The sequence below is a fragment of the Dolichospermum compactum NIES-806 genome (assembly GCF_002368115.1).
Lineage (GTDB): Bacteria > Cyanobacteriota > Cyanobacteriia > Cyanobacteriales > Nostocaceae > Dolichospermum > Dolichospermum compactum.
The window spans coordinates 370273-396111 of record NZ_AP018316.1 but is presented as its reverse complement, the minus strand read 5'-3'; the positions used below and the strand labels follow the sequence as shown (position 1 = coordinate 396111).

The 25839-nt window shown below is 38.9% G+C and carries 21 protein-coding genes; 10 read left to right on the top strand and 11 right to left on the bottom strand.

Annotated features, from left to right (window positions below; all coding sequences use genetic code 11):
* Positions 1-28 precede the first annotated feature (28 nt).
* Entirely contained in the window at positions 29-1720 is a 1692-nt protein-coding gene (gene ilvD / locus CA730_RS01700; RefSeq protein ID WP_096663188.1) for a dihydroxy-acid dehydratase, read from the bottom strand.
* Between the two features lie 671 nt (positions 1721-2391).
* On the opposite strand from ilvD, the gene CA730_RS01695 reads away from it, so the two are divergent.
* The 3 genes from CA730_RS01695 to CA730_RS01685 all read left to right on the top strand — a co-directional run bounded on the left by CA730_RS01695 (position 2392) and on the right by CA730_RS01685 (position 5263).
* Positions 2392-3138 (top strand): DsbA family protein, encoded by a 747-nt coding sequence (locus tag CA730_RS01695; protein ID WP_096663185.1) that lies wholly within the window; start codon positions 2392-2394, stop codon positions 3136-3138.
* 623 nt (positions 3139-3761) lie between these two features.
* On the top strand, positions 3762-4340 hold the full coding sequence (locus CA730_RS01690) for a CAP domain-containing protein (RefSeq protein WP_096663182.1): 579 nt from the start codon (positions 3762-3764) through the stop codon (positions 4338-4340).
* Between the two features lie 80 nt (positions 4341-4420).
* A complete protein-coding gene (locus CA730_RS01685) occupies positions 4421-5263 on the top strand; it encodes an alpha/beta fold hydrolase (protein WP_096663179.1) in 843 nt (280 codons plus the stop codon).
* Between the two features lie 66 nt (positions 5264-5329).
* On the opposite strand, the gene CA730_RS01680 is transcribed toward CA730_RS01685, so the two are convergent.
* The 7 genes from CA730_RS01680 to CA730_RS01650 all read right to left on the bottom strand — a co-directional run bounded on the left by CA730_RS01680 (position 5330) and on the right by CA730_RS01650 (position 10981).
* Complete coding sequence (locus tag CA730_RS01680) at positions 5330-5632, bottom strand: DUF1816 domain-containing protein (RefSeq protein ID WP_096663176.1); 303 nt, start codon at positions 5630-5632, stop codon at positions 5330-5332.
* A 112-nt stretch (positions 5633-5744) separates the two neighbouring features.
* A complete protein-coding gene (gene rlmB / locus CA730_RS01675; protein ID WP_096671205.1) occupies positions 5745-6743 on the bottom strand; it encodes a 23S rRNA (guanosine(2251)-2'-O)-methyltransferase RlmB in 999 nt (332 codons plus the stop codon).
* A gap of 767 nt (positions 6744-7510) precedes the next feature.
* Positions 7511-7990, bottom strand: coding sequence for a Mini-ribonuclease 3 (locus CA730_RS01670; RefSeq protein WP_096663173.1), 480 nt, complete (start codon positions 7988-7990; stop codon positions 7511-7513).
* Positions 7991-8254: 264 nt separating this feature from the next.
* Positions 8255-8626 carry an STAS domain-containing protein gene (locus CA730_RS01665; RefSeq protein ID WP_172891246.1) on the bottom strand — a complete coding sequence of 124 codons (372 nt, stop codon included), beginning with the start codon at positions 8624-8626 and terminating at the stop codon, positions 8255-8257.
* A gap of 248 nt (positions 8627-8874) precedes the next feature.
* Entirely contained in the window at positions 8875-10020 is a 1146-nt protein-coding gene (carA, locus tag CA730_RS01660) for a glutamine-hydrolyzing carbamoyl-phosphate synthase small subunit (RefSeq protein WP_096663167.1), read from the bottom strand.
* A gap of 96 nt (positions 10021-10116) precedes the next feature.
* Positions 10117-10512, bottom strand: a complete 396-nt coding sequence (locus CA730_RS01655) for a hypothetical protein (RefSeq protein WP_231939945.1) — start codon at positions 10510-10512, stop codon at positions 10117-10119.
* Positions 10499-10981 carry a hypothetical protein gene (locus tag CA730_RS01650; protein WP_096663164.1) on the bottom strand — a complete coding sequence of 161 codons (483 nt, stop codon included), beginning with the start codon at positions 10979-10981 and terminating at the stop codon, positions 10499-10501. Before CA730_RS01650 ends, CA730_RS01655 begins: the two co-directional genes overlap by 14 nt.
* 302 nt (positions 10982-11283) lie before the next feature.
* On the opposite strand from CA730_RS01650, the gene CA730_RS01645 reads away from it, so the two are divergent.
* Entirely contained in the window at positions 11284-12336 is a 1053-nt protein-coding gene (locus tag CA730_RS01645; protein ID WP_096663161.1) for a retropepsin-like aspartic protease family protein, read from the top strand.
* On the opposite strand, the gene trpD is transcribed toward CA730_RS01645, so the two are convergent.
* From trpD to CA730_RS01630, 3 genes are read right to left on the bottom strand one after another with little or no spacing between them, the layout of a single operon-like run.
* Complete coding sequence (trpD, locus tag CA730_RS01640) at positions 12266-13312, bottom strand: anthranilate phosphoribosyltransferase (RefSeq protein WP_096663158.1); 1047 nt, start codon at positions 13310-13312, stop codon at positions 12266-12268. The genes CA730_RS01645 and trpD overlap by 71 nt on opposite strands.
* Positions 13313-13361: 49 nt before the next feature.
* The gene (locus tag CA730_RS01635; RefSeq protein WP_096663155.1) at positions 13362-14198 is read right to left on the bottom strand and encodes a DNA adenine methylase; all 837 of its coding nucleotides are present in this window, start codon (positions 14196-14198) and stop codon (positions 13362-13364) included.
* 7 nt (positions 14199-14205) lie between these two features.
* Entirely contained in the window at positions 14206-15348 is a 1143-nt protein-coding gene (locus CA730_RS01630; protein ID WP_096663152.1) for a hypothetical protein, read from the bottom strand.
* A 97-nt stretch (positions 15349-15445) separates the two neighbouring features.
* On the opposite strand from CA730_RS01630, the gene CA730_RS01625 reads away from it, so the two are divergent.
* The 6 genes from CA730_RS01625 (at position 15446) to CA730_RS01600 (ending at position 25828) form a co-directional block, all read left to right on the top strand.
* On the top strand, positions 15446-16171 hold the full coding sequence (locus tag CA730_RS01625; protein WP_096663149.1) for a cytochrome b/b6 domain-containing protein: 726 nt from the start codon (positions 15446-15448) through the stop codon (positions 16169-16171).
* A 331-nt stretch (positions 16172-16502) separates the two neighbouring features.
* On the top strand, positions 16503-19061 hold the full coding sequence (locus CA730_RS01620) for a dynamin family protein (protein ID WP_096663146.1): 2559 nt from the start codon (positions 16503-16505) through the stop codon (positions 19059-19061).
* Positions 19062-19224: 163 nt separating this feature from the next.
* Entirely contained in the window at positions 19225-22638 is a 3414-nt protein-coding gene (locus CA730_RS01615; protein ID WP_096663143.1) for an acetate and sugar kinases/Hsc70/actin family protein, read from the top strand.
* Between the two features lie 68 nt (positions 22639-22706).
* Positions 22707-23828, top strand: a complete 1122-nt coding sequence (locus CA730_RS01610) for a hypothetical protein (protein WP_096663140.1) — start codon at positions 22707-22709, stop codon at positions 23826-23828.
* A 316-nt stretch (positions 23829-24144) separates the two neighbouring features.
* The gene (locus CA730_RS01605) at positions 24145-24951 is read left to right on the top strand and encodes a PhzF family phenazine biosynthesis protein (protein ID WP_096663137.1); all 807 of its coding nucleotides are present in this window, start codon (positions 24145-24147) and stop codon (positions 24949-24951) included.
* 436 nt (positions 24952-25387) lie between these two features.
* Positions 25388-25828 (top strand): DUF4332 domain-containing protein, encoded by a 441-nt coding sequence (locus tag CA730_RS01600; RefSeq protein ID WP_096663134.1) that lies wholly within the window; start codon positions 25388-25390, stop codon positions 25826-25828.
* Positions 25829-25839: the final 11 nt, after the last annotated feature.

The window sequence follows — 25839 nt, the reverse complement described above, 5'->3', positions numbered from 1 at the left end:
TTTAAGAAGTCGGGGATCTAATATAATTCTAATTAGCAAATAAGTCTAAATCGGTAACTGCACCTACACTACTGGAAGCTACCAGTTTGGCATATTTCCCAAGTACGCCTTTTGTGTATCTGGGTGGAAGTGGTTGCCAATTTGCGCGACGAATATCTAATTCTGCTTCTGATACATTGAGTTGTAACAAACGGGCATTGGCATCTATGGTAATGCTATCACCTTCTTCTACTAGGGCGATGTTACCGCCTACAGCCGCTTCTGGGGCAACGTGGCCGACTACCATGCCGTAAGTACCACCGGAGAAACGTCCGTCGGTAATTAATCCTACGGAGTCTCCTAAACCAGCACCAATAATGGCGGAGGTAGGGGCTAACATTTCCCGCATACCGGGTCCGCCTTTTGGTCCTTCGTAACGGATCACAATGACATCACCGGCGATGATTTTTCCGGCTAAGATGGCATCTAAACAGGATTCTTCTGATTCAAATACTCTGGCAGGTCCTGTAATAACTGGCTTTTTGACTCCGGTAATTTTTGCTACTGCCCCTTCTGTGGCGAGGTTGCCCTTGAGAATGGCTAGGTGTCCCTGGGCATACATGGGTTTATGCCACGGACGAATTACGTCTTGGTCTGGGCGTGGTTCTGGGGGGATATCTGCTAATACTTCGGCGATGGTCTGCCCGGAAATGGTGATACAGTCTCCATGCAGTAAGTCATGGACTAACAGCATTTTCATGACTTGGGGAATGCCGCCGGCTTTGTGTAAGTCTGTGGCGACATATTTACCACTGGGTTTTAAATCACAAATGACGGGAACTCGTCCACGAATGGTTTCAAAGTCGTCTATGGTTAATTCTACACCAGCAGCGCGAGCGATCGCTAAAAAATGTAATACGGCATTGGTTGAACCACCCACGGCCATAATTACAGATATGGCGTTTTCTATAGATTTCCGGGTGATGATTGTCCGAGGTAATATCTGCTTGCGAATGGCTTCTACTAAAACTTGAGCAGATTTTTCCGTACTGTCGGCTTTTTCTGGGTCTTCGGCAGCCATTGTCGAGGAATAGGGTAAACTCATGCCCATTGCTTCAAATGCTGAAGACATGGTATTGGCTGTAAACATCCCACCACATGACCCTGCACCGGGACAAGCACCGCGTTCAACAGCTAACAGTTCATTTTCGTCAATTTTGCCAGCGCTGTATTGACCAACGGCTTCAAAGGAACTGACAACGGTTAAGTCTTTACCCTCATAATGTCCGGGTTTGATTGTTCCACCATACACAAAGATAGCAGGGATATTCATCCGCGCCATTGCTAACATTGCCCCAGGCATATTTTTATCACAACCACCAATGGCCAATACACCGTCCATACTTTGGGCGCTACAGGCTGTTTCAATGGAATCAGCGATGACTTCCCGTGATACTAGGGAGTATTTCATCCCTTCTGTTCCCATGGAAATCCCGTCACTGACAGTAATTGTCCCGAAAATTTGGGGCATGGCACCGGCGGTTTTGACTGCGGCTTCTGCCCTTTGTGCTAGTTTATTAATCCCCATGTTACAAGGGGTGATGGTGCTGTAACCGTTGGCTATACCGACTATGGCCTTGTTAAAGTCTTCATCTTGAAAACCTACAGCCCGCAGCATGGCACGGTTAGGCGATCGCTGTACCCCTTGTGTGATAGCTTTACTTTTAAGATTTTCTGGCATCTATTTTTTTCCTTTTCTACTATTATCGCTTAGTCTTCAGTATTCCTTATACCAAATCTAAGATGTAGCTGCATAGAATCAGATTTTCAGAATTATTAAATTGGGCGTTGCTGATTAAGGGTATGAATTTTAGTCTCACGCAAAGGCGAGGCAGCGCGGTCTTGGGGGTTTCCCCCATGAGCGACTGCCGTAGCAAAGACGCACTGAGGTTTGAGTTTTAAAGATTCAATTTGGGAATTTCATACCTCAATTCAGCAACGCCTTAAATTGTAAAACCTGTAGGGGTTTCCCCGCCCTTCCCTTATACTTGCGTTAATTTTAAACCCATGAAGATGGGTTTTGTTTGTATGGCTGCGGTTTCTAACCGCTTAACTTCTTCAACACCGCATCCGTAAATGGATTAATTCCGCCCTGAAGGGGCGGGGCTTGTACCGAAAATTCCCAATCCAAAATCTAAAATCCAAAATCTAAAATTTTTCGGTCAATTGTCCGTTGTCCGTTGGTAATTATTTCCCCCTGCTCCCTGTTCCCTACCCCTCTATCTCTTCCCTATTCAGCCAAGTTTAAACCAATAATACTGATAATGATAAAAGACATAGGGATAATTTTTACAACTGCTGTTTTCTCTGCTACTTGATAAAATTACATTGCTAGTTATCTATCTTTGACAAATGTTCAAAATTTTTACTCATTTTCGCAATTTAGCAATTGTTAGCTTGATCTGTCTGATATTAAGCTGGTCACTTCCCGTCCAAGCTGAGACTAAAATAGACCCTCAACTAGAAAAACAAGTTCTAGAAATTATCCGCAAACACCCAGAAATAATTATTGAATCTGTGGGAGCATATCAGCAGCAACAGCAACAGAATATCCAAAAATCACGGCAAGAATTTATCAATAATTTTCAAGCAAATCCTCAATCCGTAATTGGTGATTCTCCCACAATTGGTGCAACCAAATCAAAAACGGTATTGATAGAATTTTCAGATTTTGAATGTCCTTATTGTGCCGAGGCACATCAAACACTCAAAGATTTATTGGCAAAATATCCGAATAAATTCACCTTAGTTTATAAACATTTTCCCCTTTATCAAATTCATGATCAAGCATTACCCGCAGCTACAGCAGCTTGGGCAGCATATCAACAAGGTAAGTTTTGGGAATATCATGATGCCCTGTTTACCAATCAGAAACAATTGGGTGAGACTTTATATTTAAATATTGCCAAAAAGCTCAATTTAAACCTCACAAAATTTGATAATGATCGCAAATTAGCTAATAAATCCATCGAAAAAGACCTATTATTAGCCCAACAATTAGGATTAGGTGGTACACCATCTTTTATTATCACCAGTCCAAATTTTGCTGGACCTGTAAAACTCACAGAAGTAGAAGAAATATTGCAAGGTAAACCATAAAATCTAATGGTTAGGCAATAATTTATACAAGTTTCATAGTTGTTGCCAATAAATCTGCACCTTTAGCTAGAGGTGGCACTTATTAATTAAGTGTTCTAATTACAGTAAGTGTAAGGAGTAGTCTTATGAGAAGTGATGAGGATAACTTTTCGCTTCTCAATTCCTATTTTATTGAAGCAGGAGTCAGTAGTCAGAATAAATTAATGGGGGATTCCCACCTTACGTATATTTCAAAAATCAAATATTAGCCCGATCATACTTTACATTTAATAGCAAAGAAGATTACAACAGATAATAGGTAGTTTCCAAAAAGATTACTACTAGGATTTACGCATTGACAAGATTCCCCAAATATGTGACGTAAATTTTATCCCTTGTAGGGTGCGTCAGACACGATATTTTGACAAAAAAACAGATTCCCTCTATCTGACGCACCCTACTCAATAAGTTATTCCCAAAGCCGAAAACGACGCAATTTCCTTCATTCATATCATGGTAAATTAGTGAGCGTGCGTAAGTCCTAACTACTACAATAATTTCACAAGAAAACGAGGTTATGAATGCGTCACCTGGGATTTTTGCTATTATTACCTATTACGCTATCTTACAGTTGTAGGTAATCAATGACTGAGGCAAATTTGACCATTCTCTCCGATTTAAAACAGACAGTAATTGCCGAAATGAACCTGGTGCGAACAAATCCTGCTGCTTATGTACCGCTTCTAGAAAGCTGGAAACAGAAATTGGAAGGCACAAAAATCAAAATTGCTGAAAATTACTATTTACAAACCAAAGAAGGCGTTATAGCTGTTGATGAAGCGATCGCTTTTCTCAAATCTACCACTCCAATTATCGTCTTAAATCCCTCCACAGGGATGTCTTTAGCCGCAAAAGATCACGTCAAAGACCAAGGCGTAAAAGGTGGAATCGGTCATACTGGTAGTGACGGCAGTGATCCCTTTACCCGTTTAAATCGTTATGGTCAATGGCAAACCACAGCCGGCGAAAATATCAGCTATGGTCAAAAAACTGCCCCAGATATCATCATGCAATTGATAATTGATGATGGAGTCCCCTCCCGTGGACATCGAACCAACATTTTTAACCCAGCTTTTCGTGCCACTGGCGTTGCTTACGGCAATCACATCACCTATGAAACTATGTGTGTAATTACTTACGCTGGCGGTTACATCGAAAAATAAAGAATTGTAGGGGCGCAGGGCCTGCGCCCAACAAGGAGTAAATCTCCATTTTAGACAGAGTTTCACAATCAATTAAATTTATGGGCAATCACACACCTAGAACTGTACCACTTAACTTCTACACCCAAGGTCAAGGATTTCCCATCCTGGGTTTACATGGTCATCCTGGTTCGGGACGTAGCCTTTCCGTCTTCACAAATCATCTATCACAACGCTACCAAACCATTGCTCCAGATTTACGCGGATACGGCAAAAGTCGGTTTCAGGGCAAATTTGTTATGCAAGATCATTTAGACGACCTAGAAGCCCTATTAGACCAGTTAAAAATAGAAAAATTCTTAGTATTGGGATGGTCGCTAGGAGGCATTTTAGCGATGGAACTGGCCATGCGCCTACCCCAACGGATTACAGGCTTAATTTTAGTAGCTACAGCCGCTAGACCCTGGGGGCATCATCCCCGAATTTCTTGGCAAGACAATATTTATACAGGAATTGCAGGTATATTAAACTATATAAAACCCAGTTGGCAATGGAATATTAATACTTTTGGCAAGCGATCGCTCTTTCGCTACTTGATTCAACAACACACATCCACAGCTTACAATTACATAGCTACGGATGCCCTACCAGCCTACTTACAAACCTCAGGAGCAGCTACAAACGCCCTCTACAGTGCCATCAGAGCAGGTTATAATCGCACCCCAGACCTTTGGCAAATTCAATGTCCCAGCCTAGTGCTTGCCGGTGAACAAGATCGCCACATTACCCCTGATGCCAGTTTAGAAACAGCCCGACACCTCAAAAACTCTCAATGGCAATGTTACCCTAACACAGCCCATCTCTTTCCTTGGGAAATACCCCAACAGTTATTAGGAGATATTGACAATTGGTTAGCCACCAACCCCCAAATCGTGAAAGTTTAAATCAGGCACAACTCGTTCCCAGGATTAACCCAGGAACGATAACAGCCTCTGAAATTGGTAATTAGACTAATTTTGACCGCTAAAGACAGGCTTTACTTTACGGTCAATCCATTCCCCCAAATCTTCAGCAATTGTTAAAACATTAGGCTTACAGCGTTTGATATTCACTATAATTCCCTGCGCCCCTTCAATTTCCAAATCTTCTACATAGCCATTACTGGCTTTAGTAGCTGCCGCAGAACTGAAAAATGGACCAAAGTAGTATGTACAACGGGGGTTTTGTGTAACAACTTCTACCCACCAAGCAAGACCGAGTCCATTGAATGTACTAATTAACCTCTCTTGGAAGTTATGCCAAATCGTTGTCATAGTTTTCGCCGATTTATAAACGTGATAACTGGGCGTGTACAAATAGATTAAATTTATTGTCTTTTACATTTACTGATTTCGCAGACAAATATCCACGATATCAGTTCTTGTACTATTGTTTTTTCAAAGCAATTGTCTGTATTTTATCAAGATACAGTGTATTCTGCGATTTTTGACGATAAATTTCGTAAAGTGCCATACCAGTTGCCACCGAAGCATTGAGGCTAGGAGTCTTACCTTGTAAGGGAATAGACACCAAAACATCACAAGAACGTTGTGTCAACATCCCCAGACCTTCGCCTTCACCACCCACAACTAAAACCACAGGTCCGCTAAATTTAACACTTTGTAATGGTTCGCTACCTGTAACCGCAGTTCCATAAATCCAAAAGCCTTCTTCTTTTAACTGTTCTAAAGCGCGACCCAGGTTGACAACTCTAGATACAGGAAAGGTTTCTAATGCACCTGCTGCCACTTTCACCACAGTAGAAGTAATTCCCGCTGCTCTTCTTTGGGGAATCACCAAACCGTGAGCGCCAATAGCCTCCGCCGTGCGAATAATCGCCCCTAAGTTATGGGGATCAGTAATACCATCAGCAACTACAATTACAGGGTCAGTAATAGATTTGGACTTAGCAATCAGGTCTTCTAATTCAATATAGGCATAAGGAGCAATTTGAGCCGCTATCCCTTGGTGGTTAGCGCGACCAGTAATTTGGTCTAACCGCATTGGTTCAACTTCATCAATAACTGCGCCATTATCCTTGGCTTGCAAAATCAAATGGTGAAATCTGGGATCATAACGAAGACGGGTAGTAATCCAAAGACGGTTAATACTGCGTTCATTTTCCAACGCCGTCAAAACTGGATGACGACCATAGATTAAATCAGTCTCTTCTGTGGATGTAATTTCTGGAAGTTGCTGGGAAGACTGATAAGAAGGACGATATCTAGTGGTGAAGGATTTACCTTCATTTGGTAATGCGATTTCTGAGGATGGTTCAGAACCGTAGCGCGATGTCCGGGGTTTCACTGAAAATGATTTACCTTCTCTGTCTCCTCTACCTTCTGGGGATGGTTCAGAACCATAGCGAGATGTCCGGGGTTTCACTGAAAATGATTTACCTTCTCTGTCTACCCTAACTTCTGGGGATGGTTCAGAACCATAGCGAGATGTCCGGGGTTTTGCAGAATAGAATTTACCTTCTCTGTCTCCTGTAACTTCTGGGGATGGTTCAGAACCATAGCGAGATGTCCGGGGTTTTGCAGAATAGGATTTACCTTCTCTGTCTACCCTAACTTCTGGGGATGGTTCAGAACCATAGCGAGATGTCCGGGGTTTTGCAGAATAGGATTTACCTTCTCTGTCTACCCTAACTTCTGGGGATGGTTCAGAGCCGTAGCGAGAGCGAGGTTTTGCAGAATAGGATTTACCTTCTCTGTCTCCTCTAACTTCTGGGGATGGTTCAGAGCCGTAGCGAGAGCGAGGTTTTGCAGAATAGGATTTACCTTCTCTGTCTCCTGTAACTTCTGGGGATGGTTCAGAACCATAGCGAGAGCGAGGTTTTGCAGAATAGGATTTACCTTCTCTGTCTCCTGTAACTTCTGGGGATGGTTCAGAACCATAGCGAGATGTCCGGGGTTTAACGGAAATGGGTTTACCATCACTTTTGCCTTGATTACGGCTAGGTTGAGGCACAACGCGCTTACCCTTAATTTTTACTGGCTGACCACGTTTTGGTTGTCCGCCGGAATGATTTTTCTTTGGTTGACTTGTCATAACAGTATTGAGGTTTGATTTAAATGAGTGAACAGCCCGATGACATCAATTTAATGAACCATTACAAATCAGTAACAATCGCCAGATGTAGCTTCTCACTATTTCTCTAGGGGAAGTTTTTGTAATAGCTCGGTTAAACGGTGGTAATCAGTAAGATATAGGTAGCCAACTAAGGTTTCTAAACTAGTTGCCTGTTGATAAATTTCGGGATTTAGTCGCTTATGACGACTCGTAGCAGAGTTACGACCTCTGCGAACAATTTCTAATTCGTTACTCCTCAAGTAAGGAGTTAACATTCGCAAATGTAGCGCTTGTGTTTCTGCTCTTACCTGATCCACTACGGAACGATGGTAATTTTCCAATCGCTGTTGTGGCCACAGATAAAACATTCTAACATATAATTCGTAAATTGCATCCCCCAAGTAGGCTAATGCTGAAGGAGATATCTGTTTGATTTGGGCTGGGGATATTTGCTGGGGTAGTTGCGTGGCATTTACCAACCACGGGTAGATATCTGATGAATGCTGTGTAGCGGTTTCATCTTCTTCGTGTTCGCCTGTTTCCTCCTTGGACTTCACAGATTAATCATTCCTTAAAAAAGCGCTACATCGGGAGACAATTTTTGCCGTCATTATCTAAAGCAACTTAAATTATATTTAACTCCCAACATCATACATTAAATAGGGGTTCTTCTTTGGTATGGCGGTATGTACTGGAATGAGATCCAGAATCTCAGGTAAAAGCCATACAGAAAGAGACTCTTGACTCCTAACTATAATCCAAAAATTAAGCTATCCAGATTTGACATCGGATAGCTTAATTTAGATTTTCCATTCAAGCAATCAAGCTGTAGGGATGTTTGCTAGGGCTGCTTCAACTGTAACTTGTAGGGAGAGAAATTTTTCTAAACGAACAAGCTTAACGGTTTGGGTGACACGAGCATTAGTGACAATTTGCAAAGTGCCTTCAGCGGTTTGCGCTTGCTTGGCGAGTTGTACCAGCGCACCCAAGCCAGAACTATCCACAAAGTCTATTTGTGAAAGATCCAAAATGATGTTTTTTGGGCCTTCTTCAATTTTAGCGCCGAGTACTTTCCGAAATGTTGGCTCAGAGAAAGCGTCTAATAAACCTGTGAGGCGGAATAGCTGACAGCTATCGCGGACTTCGCGTGTACCTCTCAGGCTCACGGTTAGATTTAGTGGTTCAGCTATGATTTTCTCCTCGTTCTTTTTACTAAAAGTAAACGTTCTAGTATAGATGGTTTTTGAGCAATTTGTCTATGTTGGGAACTGGCAAAATTTTTTACTAATTACCAATGTCCATCATGACCTGGGGATTTTAGATTTTAGATTTTAGATTTTAGATTTTTTGGGGTTTATGCCTTACCTCTGCTGGCATGAATCCAAGTTTGTGAATGTAAAATGCGAGTTCAATCTAAAGTCGGCAATCCCAAATCTAAAATTTATTGCCGTGCTGCTTGCATTTTTAGGACAAACTGCTCAAATAAGTAATCGGCATCATGGGGGCCAGGACTGGCTTCTGGGTGGTACTGGACAGAAAACACAGGTAGGGTCTTGTGACGGACTCCAGCTACGGTCAGGTCATTGAGGTTCAAATGGCTGATCTCAACTGTGGCTGTGGGTAAGGAGTCTGGGGCAAGGGCGAAACTGTGGTTTTGGCTGGTAATTTCGACTCTTTCTTGTAAGCCGGCTGGTTGATTTAAACCGCGATGTCCAAATTTTAGTTTAAAGGTTTCTGCTCCCAGGGCATGACCTAAAATTTGGTGTCCCATACAAATGCCAAATATGGGTTTTTGGCTGTCTAGTAAGGCTCTGGTGGTGTTGATACCTTCTGTAACCGCGGCGGGGTCTCCTGGTCCGTTGGAGAGGAAAATACCATCTGGATTGTATTTGAGAATTTCTTCTGGTTGTGTATCGGCAGGAACAACTATGACGCGACAGCCATAACTGGCGAGACGGCGTAAGATATTCCGCTTGACGCCAAAGTCTAGGGCGACGACGGTGAAGGTTTCGCTAATTTTAGCTACGGCTTCGGGGTTGAATTCCCAAGGGGCGGTTGTGGCTTCAATCCATTCGTAAACGGTTGGTGTGGTGACTTCTTTGACTAGGTTTAAGCCTGTCATGTTGGGCGCTGCTTGTACCATTTCTAACAATTCTGTTTCCTCGAGAATTGTTGTGGAAATGCCGCCATTCATCGCCCCAAACATCCGAATTTTCCGGGTGAGGGCGCGGGTATCTATGCCGTAAATACCGGGAATGTGGTGCTGTTGGAGGTAGTTGGGTAGGGATTGGGTGGAACGCCAGTTACTAGGTTTATGACATATATTGCGAGCGATCGCTCCCTTAACATGGGGTTGATTTGATTCTTCGTCTTCGGAATTAATACCAGTGTTTCCTAGTTCGGGATAGGTAAAAATGACGATTTGACCACAGTAACTAGGATCGGTTAACACTTCTTGATATCCGGTCATGCCAGTATTGAACACGATTTCACCAATGGCAGTTCCTGTAGCGCCGAAAGACCAACCGCGATAAGCAGAACCATCTGCTAGGACAAGTAGAGCAGGTATTGCGTCAGATAGGGACATAGATCATTTGTAATTAGTAATTGGAGAGAAAAAAGAATTTTATATCTTCTATAACTTATTTTTTTAGAAGACAGCAAAGGTATATCTTCTCATGGTTTATGAAGGTGGAGAGTCTACATCTACAATATTCATTTCTATAATTGTCAGTTGCTCTTTCAAGTCCTGGTCGCTAGGTCTTTTAGGGTATTCTTCATGGGTATAAACCCATATGGGATAGACAGAACAAGAAGCTTGATGAACAACATACATAAATCGTTCCCTACGAGAAGCACCTTGAAGTTCCGGCATAAAAAACCGAATTTTTCTAAATTCAAAATCTGGTTTGTAAGCACCTTTAGGAAAATTTTCGCTATCTGAGTCATCAAAGAGCGGATCTGTTGCAAGAGTCTCTCTATACTTTTGTATCAAAGTCTCAAATGAATCTCTAGCTCTTTTATTTTTTTTGTAGTGAGTTTTAACAAGCTTAACAAGACTAAGCTCAAACTTCGGCAATGGCCTTATCGAATATATTTCGCAACCAGGCACTACTATCCTCCGGCTTTACTTCTGGAATACGTTCGTAATTTAAACGCAATTCCTCTAAGGTATCAGATAAAACAGCCTGATAGCCGGGATCATCTTGCTCAATACAATCAAGAATTGTATCAACCAAGAAATCAATAGCATTAAGACAAGCATCATAAGATTCTTTTTGGGAGCTAAGATTCAAAAAAAGCAAATAAATTTTTGATTTGAGGATCTCCAAAAACCCTGTAACTCCCTGATTTGGTTCAATGAAAGAGTAGGCAAAATCTCTTAAGTAATCACGTTGTTCAGAAGAAAAATTGCTCCACTCAGCTTTGATATCCCTAGATGCTTTTTTAAAATATGAAGCAAGATCATCAAATTTTGCAGCAGAACTAACCTTGTTGCCTCGAACTTGATAAATTTGATCAAAATCAATTAAAACTGCGCTAGACATGGTTAATACCTCTACTTGTATATAAATGACAACCTTAAATACCTTTCTAGAGGATATAACTCCTCACAGATAATATTTGGTAATGCCAGACAGACAATATATTCATAATATTGATCGAAAACGCAGAACCTTCCTGTAATTACTATACAATCCTTTACAAAAAAAATCATGTATATGTATATAAAATTACCAGAAATTCCCAATCAAAACTTTAATTTTAAAATGATCAATAGTCAAGCATTTTTAATTGGGTGGGAGGAGTACACTTGGGAAGAGCAGCCAGGGCGGTTAAAACATTCACTATGCTTCAGTATTTTTTATCCCGGACAGCCCTCATTTTTTGTTCCGTTAGTTTAGCGGTTTTGACTGTTGCCTGTGATCAAGATCAGCAGACAACAATAACTGGTGAGTCTAAACAATCTTTATCAACTGGGAGTTTGGCGGCTATCCGTTCTTCCAGTCAACGGAAACAACTGTTAGCTAGTCCAAAGTCAACGCCACAAGCATCTGCTTCCACCCAATTAAGTTCTTTGGAAATGGCTCTAGATAAAGCTGCTGGTGCTAAGAGTATCAGCCAATCTGCTGTATCTGTGGATGATTGGAAGTTGGTGGTGAGTCAGTGGCAAGATGCGATCGCTCTCATGAAGCAAGTTAGGCGCAATAGTAGCAATTTTGCCTTTGCTCAACGTCAAATCGTTGAATATCGCCGTCAAATTTCCTTAGCTCGCCGCCAGGCTTACCCCAAAAATTTAGCATCTTCTGTAACTCAGCCGCAATCAGTAGTCATTGATGTTCCTCAACGACCGGGTAATGGGATAATTTCTGCCCGTCCCGCTGATAAAGCTCTAAAACCATCCTTATCTAAGCCTAGCCTCTCGCCACCATCCATCCTCCCTCGCAACCACGAGGTATTTATTGCCCCAATTAAACGGCGAGTCGGTGGTACACCAATTATTGAAGTTACTTTCAATGGAACGCAGCGGTTTGAGATGATTGTGGATACGGGGGCGAGTGGGACTGTAATTACCCAGAAGATAGCAGCGGCTTTGGGTGTAGTCACTGTCGGCAAGGCTAAAGCGAATACTGCCAGTGCTAAAGCTGTGGAATTTCCCATTGGCTATCTTGATTCTATGGAAGCCGGGGGGATGACAGTAAATAAAGTCCCAGTAGCGATCGCTGGTACAGAATTAGAAACAGGACTTTTAGGACATGACTTTTTCGGTAATTACGATCTAACTATCAAACGTAACGTCGTCGAATTTCGTCCCCAAGTCCACTCAGAAGCTAATCCTTCAGAAAATCCACTAAATGTTCCAACTTTGTCCAAGGGCTACCGCTTTGTAAAATTTCTTTAGCTACAGTCACCCCTTGACCATGATTTAGCCAGGGAACAGCACCTGCCACCTGCAATGCCAGGGAAGCATTTAACGCCACTATATCCTGTTGCGCTTCTGTGCCTTTCCCTTGCAAAACTTTTTTAAGAATCACCGCATTTTCTTGTGCGTCACCACCCTTAACAGCGGTAATGGGAGCAGGAATCACACCAACTTCCTGGGGATCAACAGTAGTTAACAATACTTTACCATCTTTTAAAGCTGCCAAATCGGTAATATCGCCCAAACCAGCTTCATCTAATTTTTCTCGTCCATGCAGAACCATTGCTGTTTGTGTCCCCAAGAGATTTAAAGCTTCAGCAACGGTTTCTATCAGTTGAGGATCAAAAACACCAATTACCTGACCAGTAGGATTCAGGGGATTTACCAGGGGTCCTAGTAAATTAAACACAGTCCGCACTTTGAGATTTCGCCGTAATGGGGCAACTGCTTTCAGGGCTGGATGCCACCCAGGGGCGAATAAAAATGTAATTCCTACCTCTTGTACTGCTGCTTGTACCTTATCACTCGCAGCAGTCAAATTTACTCCCAAGGCTTCTAAAACATCCGCGCTTCCCGTGAGACTGGAGGCTGAACGACTACCATGTTTAGCCACAGGTACACCAGCAGCAGCCACTACAAAGGCTACAGCAGTGGAAATATTAAAGGTTGATGCCCCATCACCACCTGTACCACAAGTATCAATTAACCGTAGGGGCGGGGTCTCCCCGCCCTTGTTTATGGGTACGGAAGACAAGGATTTTAATACTTCTGCCATTCCTGTTAATTCTTCAGCACATACGCCTTTAAAGTTCAACGCCATTAAAATTGCCCCTGACAGTTCTAGAGGAATCGTTTCATTTATCCATCCTTGCATCAATTCTGCGGCTTGAGTCCGGGATAATGATTGCCGTTCTAATAATTGTTTGAGTAAGTTAGACCAAATAGTAGAATCCATTGTTCGGCTTTTTTATGATGTTGAATGTGATTTTATCAGGTTTAGAGGTTTAGATCACCGACTTCTTAAAGAAGTCGGGGATCTGATAATTACTAATAAATAGTTCTTTCCCTTTTTCGGCTTTTTTTTGTTTATAATTATTCATGCCATATTGTAATTCCCATTCAATGATATTTGCCCATTTAAAGTTTTCTCTGATTTCTAGGCAATCATCATAGGTAATTAACCAGTTATGGGGGCATTGTTTTAAATTTGAAGCAAATCTTTGATGATCAAATCCTGTATGTAAATCTCCTTTTCTACCATATAATTTAGATTTTTCAGCTTTAACATAAGGAGGATCTAAAAATATGAATACTTCTTTTCCTGGTTCATTAATCAGATGGCTATAATCTAAATTGGTAACTTTGATATCTTGTGTTAGTATATTTTCTAATTTCTCTAGTCTATCTATTGATGAATTTGTAAATCTTTTATGAAAAGATTCTAAAGAAAATCCACCGGATTCTATAGTTCCAGAAAATGTAATTCTATTCAGAACAAAAAACCGGACTGCTCTTTCTAAATCTGACAATGTATTAACATTTACATGAGCTAATTCGGCAAAAAGTAATTTTCCATCTTGAGAATTTTCTTTAACTTGACGAACTGCGGAAACTAATTTTGATAAATCAGATTTTGCCAAATACCAAAATAAAAATAATTCTGGATTTAAATCGTTAATGGAAATCTTTAAATCGGGAAATTGTTGTTTGAGATAAATGAAAACTGAACCACCACCAACAAAAGGTTCTCTAAATTCGGAAAACTTTTCTGGAAGACATTCAGCAATGCTTTTAATTGCTTTTGATTTTCCACCAGGATAACGGAGAGGACTTTTGATCATAAAAAAATTATACCTTGGAATTTCCTGACACTTGTATTTTTAATTTTTGATTATTTTGGGCTTCTAAAGCCAATTTTCTGATAATTTCTTTTTGCTTTTTCGTAAAAATTGTCTTGTTAATTTGTAAAAAATTATCTAATTCTTCAACTGTTGCATCAGGAAAAATAATAGAACTAACTACATTTTTACCAGTAAGCTTTAATTTTGTTAGAAAATTAACTGATTCTCCATTTAGCTTTAATGAATCTAAGTTGGAAAATAAAATCAACTTAAATAAACTATCTTGAATATCAGGAAGTTTAGGTAAAGATTCCTTTGAAGAATTTTTTGATTCTTGAATTATGTACTCATTATTATAAACAAATATTTCATCAGCAGTCAAGTGATAAACTCCTCCTAAATAATTCTCAATACTAAAAGTTGCTTTTAGTCCATCTTCTAAATATTCCATTTTATGAGAAGTCATCGCTTCTCGTTTACTGGCACTTAGAGAACCTTTAAGAGAAATATTTTTAAATTCTTCAAACTCAAGAATGATTTTTCGTAAATAGTTATCCATGCTTACTCGTGAGTGAATAGCCACTCCAGTTTGACTAGCAATAAAATCGTAAGAATTCAGTGCTTTCTCAAAAATTGATAAAAACCTTTCTTCAAATAAATTTTTATTCCAATGTAAAGCACTTTGCCGATATGCTAGTATTTCGTTGATTTGAGATTGTACAAATTCATTATTGAACTTTTGATTGGAAAGTTTATCTTTGTTTATCTGTCTTTTTTTATGACTTTTCTGGGCTGTTTCATAATAAGCAAGCACAATATAAATATTTAATAAGTTCATCCAGGAAATTGTAGAATATTGAATTATATCTCTATCTCCATCTTTACCTTCATCTTTAATTACCGGAATAATGGTGATAATTTTAGATGAGTTGTATGTAGTATATATTCTAGCGAAAGGATAGCTTCTAGTTCTTTTAGGTGAAACCCATTTAGAATAAGCAATCTCAGTTATAGATGACTTGATTAATCCATAACCACTTGCTTGATTGACATCAAAACTATCTATATTAATTTCATTTAATTTGTCACCTAAATAGGTTTTATAGGTTACGCCTTTAATAAATCCTGTAAAATGTACAACTTCAACCACTAATGCACTCTTCCTTAATCACTGTTTAGGATATTATATATTTTTATGGCGTAGTTACAGAAAAATTAGCCTTTTTGGAAACTTACTATATCAACTTATGAATCGTTCAGCCCCCTATCAACCATTAATATTCCGAATCCTGCATGGTATAAGCGGGATTTTAGGAATTGGTGCAATTATTAGCGGATTCCTAGTTTACAATACTTTTGATAAAAGATTTGGATATATCCCAATTCCCAAAATCAATCCTATACAGGATATTCATGGGACATTGGCAGTATTTTTCTTGATTTTACTACCATTTTTTGCTGTTTATAGTTTTCATGCTGGAAAAAGACGACTATTACAACCAGACTCTATCCAAAACCTAACTCAATTTGGTAAACCAATTTGGTGGGTAAGTCTACAACGTTTAGTGAATACTAAAATGTTGCTTGCTGCTGTTTTGGCGGTAGTATCTGGGAGAATGATGAAGGAGGAATGGCTACCACTAGGAGAACTTGATCATGTTTGGTATTATGCTCATCTCATAGCATGGGTAATCATAATTTTTTGTTTAGCAATTCATGTTTTGATGTCGGCTAAAGTTGGTGGTGCGCCATTATTATTATCAATATTATCCTGGAAGTTACGCCCAGAAGATAGTCCTACTAAGTGGTATAGTCGTCTCTGTGTTTGGTTGGGTAATTTTTCCCATAATCTTCGGGAAGAAATTAATCAGTTTATGAAGGGTGGTTTATTATTGCAAATTATTGAGGTAATTGTCTTAGGGGGAATTATCTCAGCATTTATTTTACCTTTGTTTTTTTCTGGTGGTCAATAATTGACAAATTGAACAAAATTAAGAGTTCTCCAATTAAAAAAATATCTCAAAATTTCTTGTGGTGCGGGCATCTTGCCCGCTAATAATACAAGGACGGATAAGATGTCCATCCCACAACATTTGTTAACATTTTGTAGGGTTGTCTAAATAACATTATCTTCTTCTTTAACAAGTCGTGTATGTTTCTTGTTAAAGATTATTTGTAAACCATTGCCTTAACCGAACAGTATGATCTTGCGTCTTATCTGTTATCGTTGTACGAATGGTGGTGGTTTCTGGGTTTTGTGTTATAACCCAGTTGTGACAATGAACTCAAACGAAAGACTACTCTATGGAACCAGATAAGCTGGCGCGATTGAAAGAGTACGGTGAATTTATCCTCCGCCAAATTGACTCAGTTCCCCAACGCCCTTCCCAAGAGGAAGATTGGGTTCCCACTAGCCTTGATGATTGTCTGTTGCGGCTGCGAGAGGCGGCACAGAAAACTGTTGAACTAGCCAACTCACCGGTAAAAATTGGCGTAATGGGGGAATTTAGTAGTGGAAAAAGTTTGCTGCTAGGAAGTTTGATTGGTTATGCGGACGCTTTACCTGTGAGTGAAAATCCGACGACAGGTAATGTCACAGCTATTCATATTAAACCCCAGGATGATTTTGCGACTACCCAAGTAAATAATTATACGGTGGAATATTTATCCCATGAAGGGGTAAATGAGTGCTTACACTTCATTCTCAAAGAAGCAAACCGTCGCGCTGCGTCTGCTGGGGTGACACCTTTACAGGTAGCTAAAATTAAAACTGGTAAGGATATCAGTATTTGGTGTGAGGAAGTTTGGAAAAGCTCAAATAATTTAGAGTTGCGTTATTTGGTGCGGGAGTTAGTGTTATTTTTGCGGGCTTATCAGGCTTATGGTGAGGCTTTATGCGGTCGCTTTTACCAAATTGATGGTCTTACTGCTCGTGAGGGTTTACAACTGGCAGAAATGCCAATGGCGATTCAATATCTCATGTTTGAGGATTTACCAGCGGCAAATGTTCGCTTACCAAATGCGCCACAACGATTAGGAACGCAATTATTACAAACCAGTTTTCCCTTAATTCGTCGCGTTGATATTGAAGTGAAAATATCACGGGAAATTTGGGATGTTACGGGTGCAGAAGAGTTTGTGCTGTTGGATTTTCCTGGGTTGGGTGCTGCTAATTCTGGGGCTAGGGATACATTTTTATCGTTGCGAGAATTGGCACAGGTACAGACAATTCTAGTCTTACTGAATGGTAAATCGCCGGGGAGCGATCGCGCCAATAAAATTTTCACAATGATGCAGCAACAACGTCCAGGACAAGACCTCAAGGATTTAATTCTTGTCGGTGTGGGACGTTTTGATCAACTGCCTTTAGAAAGTGAAGGTGGAGAAAGAGAACTAGATTTATTAATTAATAATCAATCTGATTCTCAACCGTTACAAACAAATACAGTTTTCCAAAAATTAAAAGTTCTCAAAACCATTATTGATGGAGCGGAAGCATTTACCAGTCAAAAAGACAGAATTGTTTTATTATCACCCCTGTTAGGATTAGCTGAATTAGCCAAACGTTCGGGTCAAGTGAAAGCAGGTTCCGAGGAATTTCTCGCTAATTTAGATTATCCAGAATATCTGGAAAGACCGAAAAAATTACAACAGAAATGGGGTGATTTAAGTGAAGCTTTATTAGCAGCAGATGGCAGAAATCAATTAGGTAAACAGCTGGGTTATTTTGCTCAGGATGGTGGGATTAGTAAATTAAGAGAACTAATTCAAACTCATGTTGCTAATCACGGCTTAAAGCAATTGTATGAAGATACTCGTCGGGCTGCTGATGGTATCCGTCAACAACAAGAATATCTCAAAGAAATTATTGCCGAGATTCACGAACAAGGTATACCCACAGTTGATACTCCGGCTTTACTAGAATTGAGAACAGCCATAGAGAGTTTAGATAGAACCTACAGAAACTTTCAGAAAAATTTAGGTAAAGAACAACTGAAAGATCGTCGAGGAATTGTCGTTAGTGATGTCATTAAAGATGAACTAACTTTAAAGATTTTGAATTGGAGTCAGTGGACATTATTATTTAATAAAATCCAAAATGGCACAATTACCTTAGCGGAATTTAAAGGTGCAGCGGGGAAATTATTTGATAGAGGAAATCGGGTCAATACCTCCATACCGACTAAGAGTGATGACTTTTATCCAGCCTTTGAGAAAACAGTCAGAGAACTGGAAAACTTTGCGAGCGATCGCATTCGTCAAGCCGTGATAGACTTATTAAGCTCATTGGCACATCAAATCACACTAGAACGGGAAAAACTGCAAGCCATTCTTCAGCCAGAAATAGAACAAGAAATTGAATCAAAATTTGGACTTGAAGAAGCAGATTTATTTTATAAACTGTTATTAGGATCAGATCCTCGTCAATGGAAAGAAGCAATTATTGCCGAAATCAATAACCATAATCAAACCATCAAACCAGAAAGTATTTTTCCCCTAGCTAAACAAGACGAAAAACACAGTGTAGGGCAAATTTTTGATTGGTCACCAGAAAGAAATCAAAACCCATCAAGAAGTGCCAATCATCAACTTTTCGTATTACGACTGCGAGATGAAATCACTGCTAGTGCTAGTCTTCACCTTGTGCAATATGTCAGTGAAAGCAATCAGCAAGTAAATATAGAAATCAATGGAATTTTAGATCAAATTATTCCCAGCTTGCAAAACCTTTCCAAAAAAGAAGCACTACTAAGATATATTGCTGCTAGAGATTCACAAGCTGAACTAGCCATTCCAGCTTGGTTAGATATCTTGACTGATATTGCCACAATTAATGAAGAAGAATTATTTACCTACATTTAATTGGTACTTCCTTCTTCCTTCTTCCTTCGTGTTCTTCGCTTCTTCGTGGTTCATTTAATCCATATTCTTCTATTAACAAGACAGTAAACCTTTAGTTATCAAATAAATTTAGGGAAACGCACTATCAATGAATTATTAACAAACAAAAAAAGGAACATCAAAAATGCCTGTGGAAATTCAGCTTCTACCTAGCTTTAAATTAGGTGTGAAAGAAAACACACAGTTGCATCTACCCACCATCCAAATTGTCCCTATTAAAAGCAACATTCCCCACATTTCTCGGATAACCTGCATAGTCAGAGGTACACCATATCAATTAGCAGCAAAAATTCAAAGCAGCTATAGACAATTTCACTCAGATACACCCAAAAAAATTTATAATATTTCTCAACTAGGACAAAACCCCTGTCAGTTAGATACACCTTTAATCACCATAGTGGATTGTACCTTAAAGGTAATTGTCGAATATTTTGACTCTGACCCTGCGGGAAAACCAAATTTGTCCATATCTAATCATGTATGTGCTGAATGTGATCTTTGGTTTATACCCAATTTACAAACATCATCAAGTTCATCTACAAAAAATCATCCACCCATGAATACTTCACAATTTGATCACTATTTGCATAATTTAAGTCAACAACTCAGTGAAAAACTCAACGAAAAACAAAGAAAAAGATTTCCTGGTTGGTTAGCTTTAGATTTTGGTACTTCCAATTCTACAGTAACACTTTTTGACCCCATAGAAGTTCCTATTGCTGAAGTTTTACCTAGAGAACAAGAATTAAGATTAAGAGAACGCATGGCGGAATGGTTCAATTCATCACCAGATTTAGCCTTACCAGATGTTAGTAGTGGTGAGTGGGAAAAATTCCTAGTTGACATTAGCAAAAGCTTAGAAATTGAATCAGATCAATTAAGTGAAATTTTTGAAAGCGATAACAAAGAATTATTTTTAGAAGCAATTCGGCAAATTGAATTATGTCTAGGAACAAGTGATAGATTTCGGCGGGCTGTTAGCAAAAAACTTTATGCCATATATCATGAAGTTTTTCGTGTTCCCACATTAGAATCACAAAATTTAATTCCCGTAGTTTTAGATATTGACCGACGCAGTACCGAAATTCCTAGTGAAATGGAAGTATCGCAATTAATCCCCTTAAAACTACGCATGGGTAGAGACGCAAGAGATAATAGAAAAAAAGCCATAGCCCAAGGAACAACTGTTTCAGTTAAAGAAATTATTAGCAGATTTCACCATTCACCCAAACGCTATTTTGGACAAGATCGATCTTTCCCCATTATCTTAGAAGAAGATGAAGAAAATATTCAAGTTAATCGCCTCATTCAAGCGGCTTGGGCGCAATTAATTGAATTAACAGAAGATTATCGGCAACGGGCTAGACGCAGATTTTCAGAAGGAGATTTTTTAACAGCAGTTGTTACCTATCCTACCGTTGCCCCTCCCGTAGTTCGCAAAGAAATCAAGCAATTGGTACAGGAATTAGGCATTGATGATGTACAAACAGCCTATGATGAAGCTGTGTCTGTGGCTATCTTTTTCCTGTGGCGAGAATTTGGCGGAAATCTGAATATTGGCATTGAATCTTTTAAAACTCGCTGTCGTCAAAAAGGGAATAAATGGTCACAAAATGTCCTAGTTTTAGATATTGGTGGGGGAACAACAGATTTAGCTTTAATTGAACTAACTCTAGAAGATAAAACTCCCTTCTTTGCAGATCATGAAGATCGAGGTTTAGGCGGACGTTACTATAAACTGACCCCTAAATTATTAGGTTCTTCAGGACATTTACAATTAGGTGGTGAATTAATTACTTTACGAATTTTCCGCTTGTTAAAAGTAGCAATTTCTGATTTTCTCCTTACCGCAGTCACCACAGGTGACATCGAAAGCGATAAATTAGAAGACTTAATTAACTCTGAATTAAACGACCGTTTTTTAGAAGATGGAAAATTCAAAACTGGTAGTTTGCTAAAATGCATAGATAAAGAAAATCCTGAAGGTGACGTTGCTTTTAAAGATGCCTTGGATACTGCTGAAAAAGTCTTACCAACTCGTTGGCAACAAGCACCCCAACGCCTACAAACCTTTTATACATTATGGGATCATGCGGAAGCTGCCAAACTCAAATTAGGACAAAAAACAACCACAGATGGTTCTTTATTAACTTTCACTTTAAATGAACAACAAATTGGCGAACTGCTTGCCCAAAGTGCTGTTAAATTTCAAGTTAGAAGTTCTGAATCTATTTATTTAACTTTAGATCATCAGCAATTTGAACGGGCAGCAACTTCGTCAATTAAAGAAGCAATTGGTATTGCTAAAGGTTTAATAGAAAGCCGTCTCAGTTCAGAACCTAATCAAAAAGTAGATTGGTTAATTCTTTCTGGAAAAACCTGTAGTCTTGATCTTGTGCAACAACAAATTTACGAAGAATTTAGTCAAGCACCATATTTTGTTTGGAATCCCGAACGAATTACTTTTGTTTTAGAATTTACTAAACTTGCCACTTCCGCAGGTGCTTGTTATGCCGAAAAACTCCGCCGCTTTCGATTTGATCCTGAAGAATCTAAAAGTCTATTACGCAAAGGTGCAAATCAATTAGAAATTGATGTCAAAAACCTGTTTTATTATCTTCCTTGCAACTTTAAACGCAAAACTCAAAGTAACGACCCATTAGCCATTTTTAGTGCTGGACAAGAACTATATCAGCTTGCACCTTGGGATACGGTTGCTAAGGTGCGGACACCTTGGCAGGGGATACAATTAACTAATATTATCCATCGTCAAGATTACGAAAATGGAACTTTTCGACTATGGGGTAGTTTCGACGGTAAGATATTGATGGATAAATTGGGTATGGAAGAACAGGAATTTCTCAAAAAGATCAAAATCCAATTTGAAATAGATCAAGCTTTACAATTTAGTGTTTTACTATGTCGAGGTAATCCCCATTATTTAATAGATGTGGTTGGTATTGATATGAATTCAGTCATATCTAAATCTACTGAAAATGCCTTGTTTGCTGATGGTAATTTAAAATGGAATATTGCTGTTAAAAACCATCAAAACAACTTAAATGATGGTGATATTGCTATTAATGTTTTAGAATCTGCCACAGTTGATCAACCTCATGCTTATCATTTAGTATTTGCTGTTGATAATAATGAAAGTAAATCAATGGAAACATTTCATTATTTACAAGATGGTGTGAAGCAACCAGGCACAGGATTAATTAGTAAACCTTTGCCACCATTTCCTCAAAGTGGTCAACATACTTTCTACATTTACCAAACTGATAGTGATACAAATACCAAAAAATGGCTTCGGATTGGTACACTCAGTAAACCGGATATCATCACAGATTATCCTTGTCAATATCATGTCACTCTTGATAATACAGGCATATTAAGAATGCACGCTGGTGCAGTTCCTTATTGGACATCTAATAATCAAGAATGTCTGGAACAAGAAGGATGTGTTTATCGCGCAGAATTGGAACTACAACCCAATGAAGTTGATAAAGAACGTGATCCTTTTTGCGGTATTCATTAAGTTCAAGATCCCCGAATTCTTCAAGAAGTCGGGGATATAAAATCTTTTATTTTTATCCTGATAAAATTATGCAGAATCTACATAAACTATTAACTATAGAAAACTCAGAATTAGCCAAAATATTGCGGTTTAATTTATATGGATTAGCTGCAACTTTAACAAAAGCAAATCAAGAATATCCATTTGATGCCGGATATCAGGTATGCGAAGAACTGTTGCAAGAAATTCATCAATTATTAGAACTATCATCCCCAGATTCTCAAATTATTGAAGAAGTCGGGGATATAAAACAACCTGAATTAATAAATGAATTAAAACTATTAAAATTAAAAGATATTTTCAATAACAATCCAGAATTAAATTCTTATTTAGGCAATTCTCATATTCAAGGTCAAACTGATGCGGAAATATGGAACGAGATTCATAGAAAATTATTGCGAGTTCCTGAAGATGTAGCGACACTTTGGCGACATAAAGCTTTAGAATTAGCCCAGGAAGTAGGTGCAATTGCAGATCATAATAATCTGGATGAATTACCATTTGTACGTGATGAAATTATTTATCCAGGGCTGAGTGGTACAATTAAAGCCAAAGGACTATGTTTATCTCAACAAGCTTTGATAAATTCAGAAATTGCCCAAACTAATCTTTCTGAAAGTTTATATTTAGTCGCTGGATTTTTACTTTTATATATTAAGTTTATAGAAATAGGTCCAGACTTGCATCATGCTTTAAAAAGTGTTTTTAGCTTTGATGTAGTTTCTTTATCTGCCAAATTAGAACAACGTTATCAATATATTGATGCTTTAAGCGATCGCTTTCACCGCATCCAAAAAATAGATGAAAATACTGATGAAATTCTTAATTTATGTGCTTGGATCGACATGGATGAAGCCATTCATTCCCTAGTATTTATCCCCCCTGCGGAACGTTATTCTTGGTGGGGAAAATTACAAAAAGAATCCCGACATCTGTTAAAAAAAGCCGCCGATAAAGCTATTAAAGCAGGTAATAACGTCCGACTCAAGCAATTATCAGGACTGTATGCTGATGTTTGTGAATTTTCTAAGGATGACCTGCAATTAGACTGTGGTGGTAATCCTGGCGAAGTATTAACCTGTTTGCGAGTGTATGCCAAAATTAATCAGCAACAGTATCCAGGAAGAGTGATATTTCGGACTTTACGCTAGAAGAAGAACTTTGTCCAAATTTCCCTTGTATTTGCCCATGTAAAATATAGGCATTAAACATTCTATTTCAGGTTCTACCGTTACCTTTATGTAAAACTCAGTACCTGCTTAGTAGTCAAATCAACTATACAATCACTAATTTAGCATAACATTTGAAAAATATTGAATTATTAGAATGGAGTAATGAGGATTTAGAATGTGGTAAAATCATAGAAATCAAAGCGTTCCCCGCTGACATCAAGCACAATTTACTGTCTAATTATTTAATTCAGCAACTAAAAGTCCAGATGTTCAAATGTATTTGGTCTGATTGAAAATGACCCAAATTATTACTATTACTCAAGTAGACGCTTTCACTAATACTCCATTTAAAGGAAATCCTGCGGCTGTATGTGTTTTAGATAGTCCACAATCTGAATTATGGATGCAAAATATCGCCCAGGAAATGAATTTATCGGAAACCGCTTTTTTAGTTAAACAAGATGACGGTTTTAATTTGCGCTGGTTTACTCCAACGGTAGAAGTTCCCCTGTGTGGACACGCTACCTTAGCGAGCGCTCATGTATTATGGTTACAAGGGCATTTATTACCAAATCAAGAGGCGCGTTTCTATACAAAAAGTGGTATACTGATAGCTAGACTAGAAAATAATTGGATTCAGTTGGATTTTCCGGTGAATCTATCTCAATCTGTGGAATCACCTCCAGAATTAAGTCAAGTTTTAGGAGTAACTTGTAAGTCTGTTGTGCAAAATTCTCTTGGCTATTTAGTAGAATTAGAATCTGAGCAATTGGTCAGAGAAATGCAGCCGAATTTCCAGCAGATGAAAACCTTAATAAAGGCGGATATTATCGTTACTAGCATTGCTGATTCTGGTTCAGAATATGATTTTGTCTCTCGCTTTTTTGCCCCCATGTTAGGGATTAATGAAGATCCGGTAACGGGTGCGGCACATTGTTGTTTAGCCCCATTTTGGCGGGATAAATTGGGAAAAGATGCATTTTTAGCCTATCAAGCTTCTAGTCGGGGTGGAGTGGTGAAACTATACTATCCAGGTAAAAACCGCGTCTTTATATCTGGACAAGCTGTAACAGTAATGCAAGGAAAATTAACTTTAGGTTAAGGATTGATAATAAGGCGTTGCTGATTAAGGGTATGAATTTTAGTCTCACGCAGAGGCGCAAAGACGCACTGAGGTTTGAGTTTTAAATATTCAATTTGGGAATTTCATACCTCAATTCAGCAACGCCGATAATAACAGATCACATCCCCGATTTATGAGAGCATTCGTGGATCTCAGACAGGTATTAAGTTAATATTTGTAATTAAATTTTTAGATTTAAGATGACACTTATCGGGCATTATTGACTGTAAACCTCCTTTAATGTAGGAAGTTGAGCAGTAAATACATTGGAGTTTCCATTTTTTATAGGTGATAATGTTAGTAATACCTCCCTAAAGAGGGATGGCGATTTGATAAGAGTGTTAGAATTCAGGAAGTGAAATCCTAGTAGATTCTGAATTTTTACATAAATTAACCCATACTAAAAACTCAAAAAATGACCATTAACCGTGCAACTAATAGAAATTTACTTCAAAAATCCGATTGGCCTGTCAAAGATTTACCAGGATTAAGTGCAGAAGATCAAGCTCAACTCAAAAATTGTGGCATTAATACCACAGAAGAACTAATTAAAAGAGGAAAAACTCCAGAAGAGAGAATAGTATTAGCAGGTAAATTACAGGTAAATATCCATTCTGTGAATAAATGGGTTGTTTTAGCAGGTTTAGCCCGTGTTCCCAGTGTGGGAACTCAGTATTGCGGTGTACTACTTCACTCTGGGGTTATTTCCATAGCTCAACTAGCCCAAACTCCTACTCACAGATTGCATAGACAAGTTATGCGCTTGCAAGTAGCGACATTGCATAACCGGGATTTGTGTCCAGCAGTTGAATTAGTACAACAGTGGAGTCATCAAGCGCAAGCAATGGGTAATTAGTCGGTTGTCAG

What these genes read in the sequence shown, in the direction of transcription:
- ilvD (WP_096663188.1), bottom strand. Translation starts at nt 1,720, where the DNA reads ATGCCAGAAAATCTTAAAAGTAAAGCTATCACACAAGGGGTACAGCGA.
- CA730_RS01695 (WP_096663185.1), top strand. Translation starts at nt 2,392, where the DNA reads ATGTTCAAAATTTTTACTCATTTTCGCAATTTAGCAATTGTTAGCTTG.
- CA730_RS01690 (WP_096663182.1), top strand. Translation starts at nt 3,762, where the DNA reads ATGACTGAGGCAAATTTGACCATTCTCTCCGATTTAAAACAGACAGTA.
- CA730_RS01685 (WP_096663179.1), top strand. Translation starts at nt 4,421, where the DNA reads ATGGGCAATCACACACCTAGAACTGTACCACTTAACTTCTACACCCAA.
- CA730_RS01680 (WP_096663176.1), bottom strand. Translation starts at nt 5,632, where the DNA reads ATGACAACGATTTGGCATAACTTCCAAGAGAGGTTAATTAGTACATTC.
- carA (WP_096663167.1), bottom strand. Translation starts at nt 10,020, where the DNA reads ATGTCCCTATCTGACGCAATACCTGCTCTACTTGTCCTAGCAGATGGT.
- CA730_RS01650 (WP_096663164.1), bottom strand. Translation starts at nt 10,981, where the DNA reads ATGTCTAGCGCAGTTTTAATTGATTTTGATCAAATTTATCAAGTTCGA.
- CA730_RS01645 (WP_096663161.1), top strand. Translation starts at nt 11,284, where the DNA reads ATGCTTCAGTATTTTTTATCCCGGACAGCCCTCATTTTTTGTTCCGTT.
- trpD (WP_096663158.1), bottom strand. Translation starts at nt 13,312, where the DNA reads ATGGATTCTACTATTTGGTCTAACTTACTCAAACAATTATTAGAACGG.
- CA730_RS01635 (WP_096663155.1), bottom strand. Translation starts at nt 14,198, where the DNA reads ATGATCAAAAGTCCTCTCCGTTATCCTGGTGGAAAATCAAAAGCAATT.
- CA730_RS01625 (WP_096663149.1), top strand. Translation starts at nt 15,446, where the DNA reads ATGAATCGTTCAGCCCCCTATCAACCATTAATATTCCGAATCCTGCAT.
- CA730_RS01620 (WP_096663146.1), top strand. Translation starts at nt 16,503, where the DNA reads ATGGAACCAGATAAGCTGGCGCGATTGAAAGAGTACGGTGAATTTATC.
- CA730_RS01615 (WP_096663143.1), top strand. Translation starts at nt 19,225, where the DNA reads ATGCCTGTGGAAATTCAGCTTCTACCTAGCTTTAAATTAGGTGTGAAA.
- CA730_RS01610 (WP_096663140.1), top strand. Translation starts at nt 22,707, where the DNA reads ATGCAGAATCTACATAAACTATTAACTATAGAAAACTCAGAATTAGCC.
- CA730_RS01605 (WP_096663137.1), top strand. Translation starts at nt 24,145, where the DNA reads ATGACCCAAATTATTACTATTACTCAAGTAGACGCTTTCACTAATACT.
- CA730_RS01600 (WP_096663134.1), top strand. Translation starts at nt 25,388, where the DNA reads ATGACCATTAACCGTGCAACTAATAGAAATTTACTTCAAAAATCCGAT.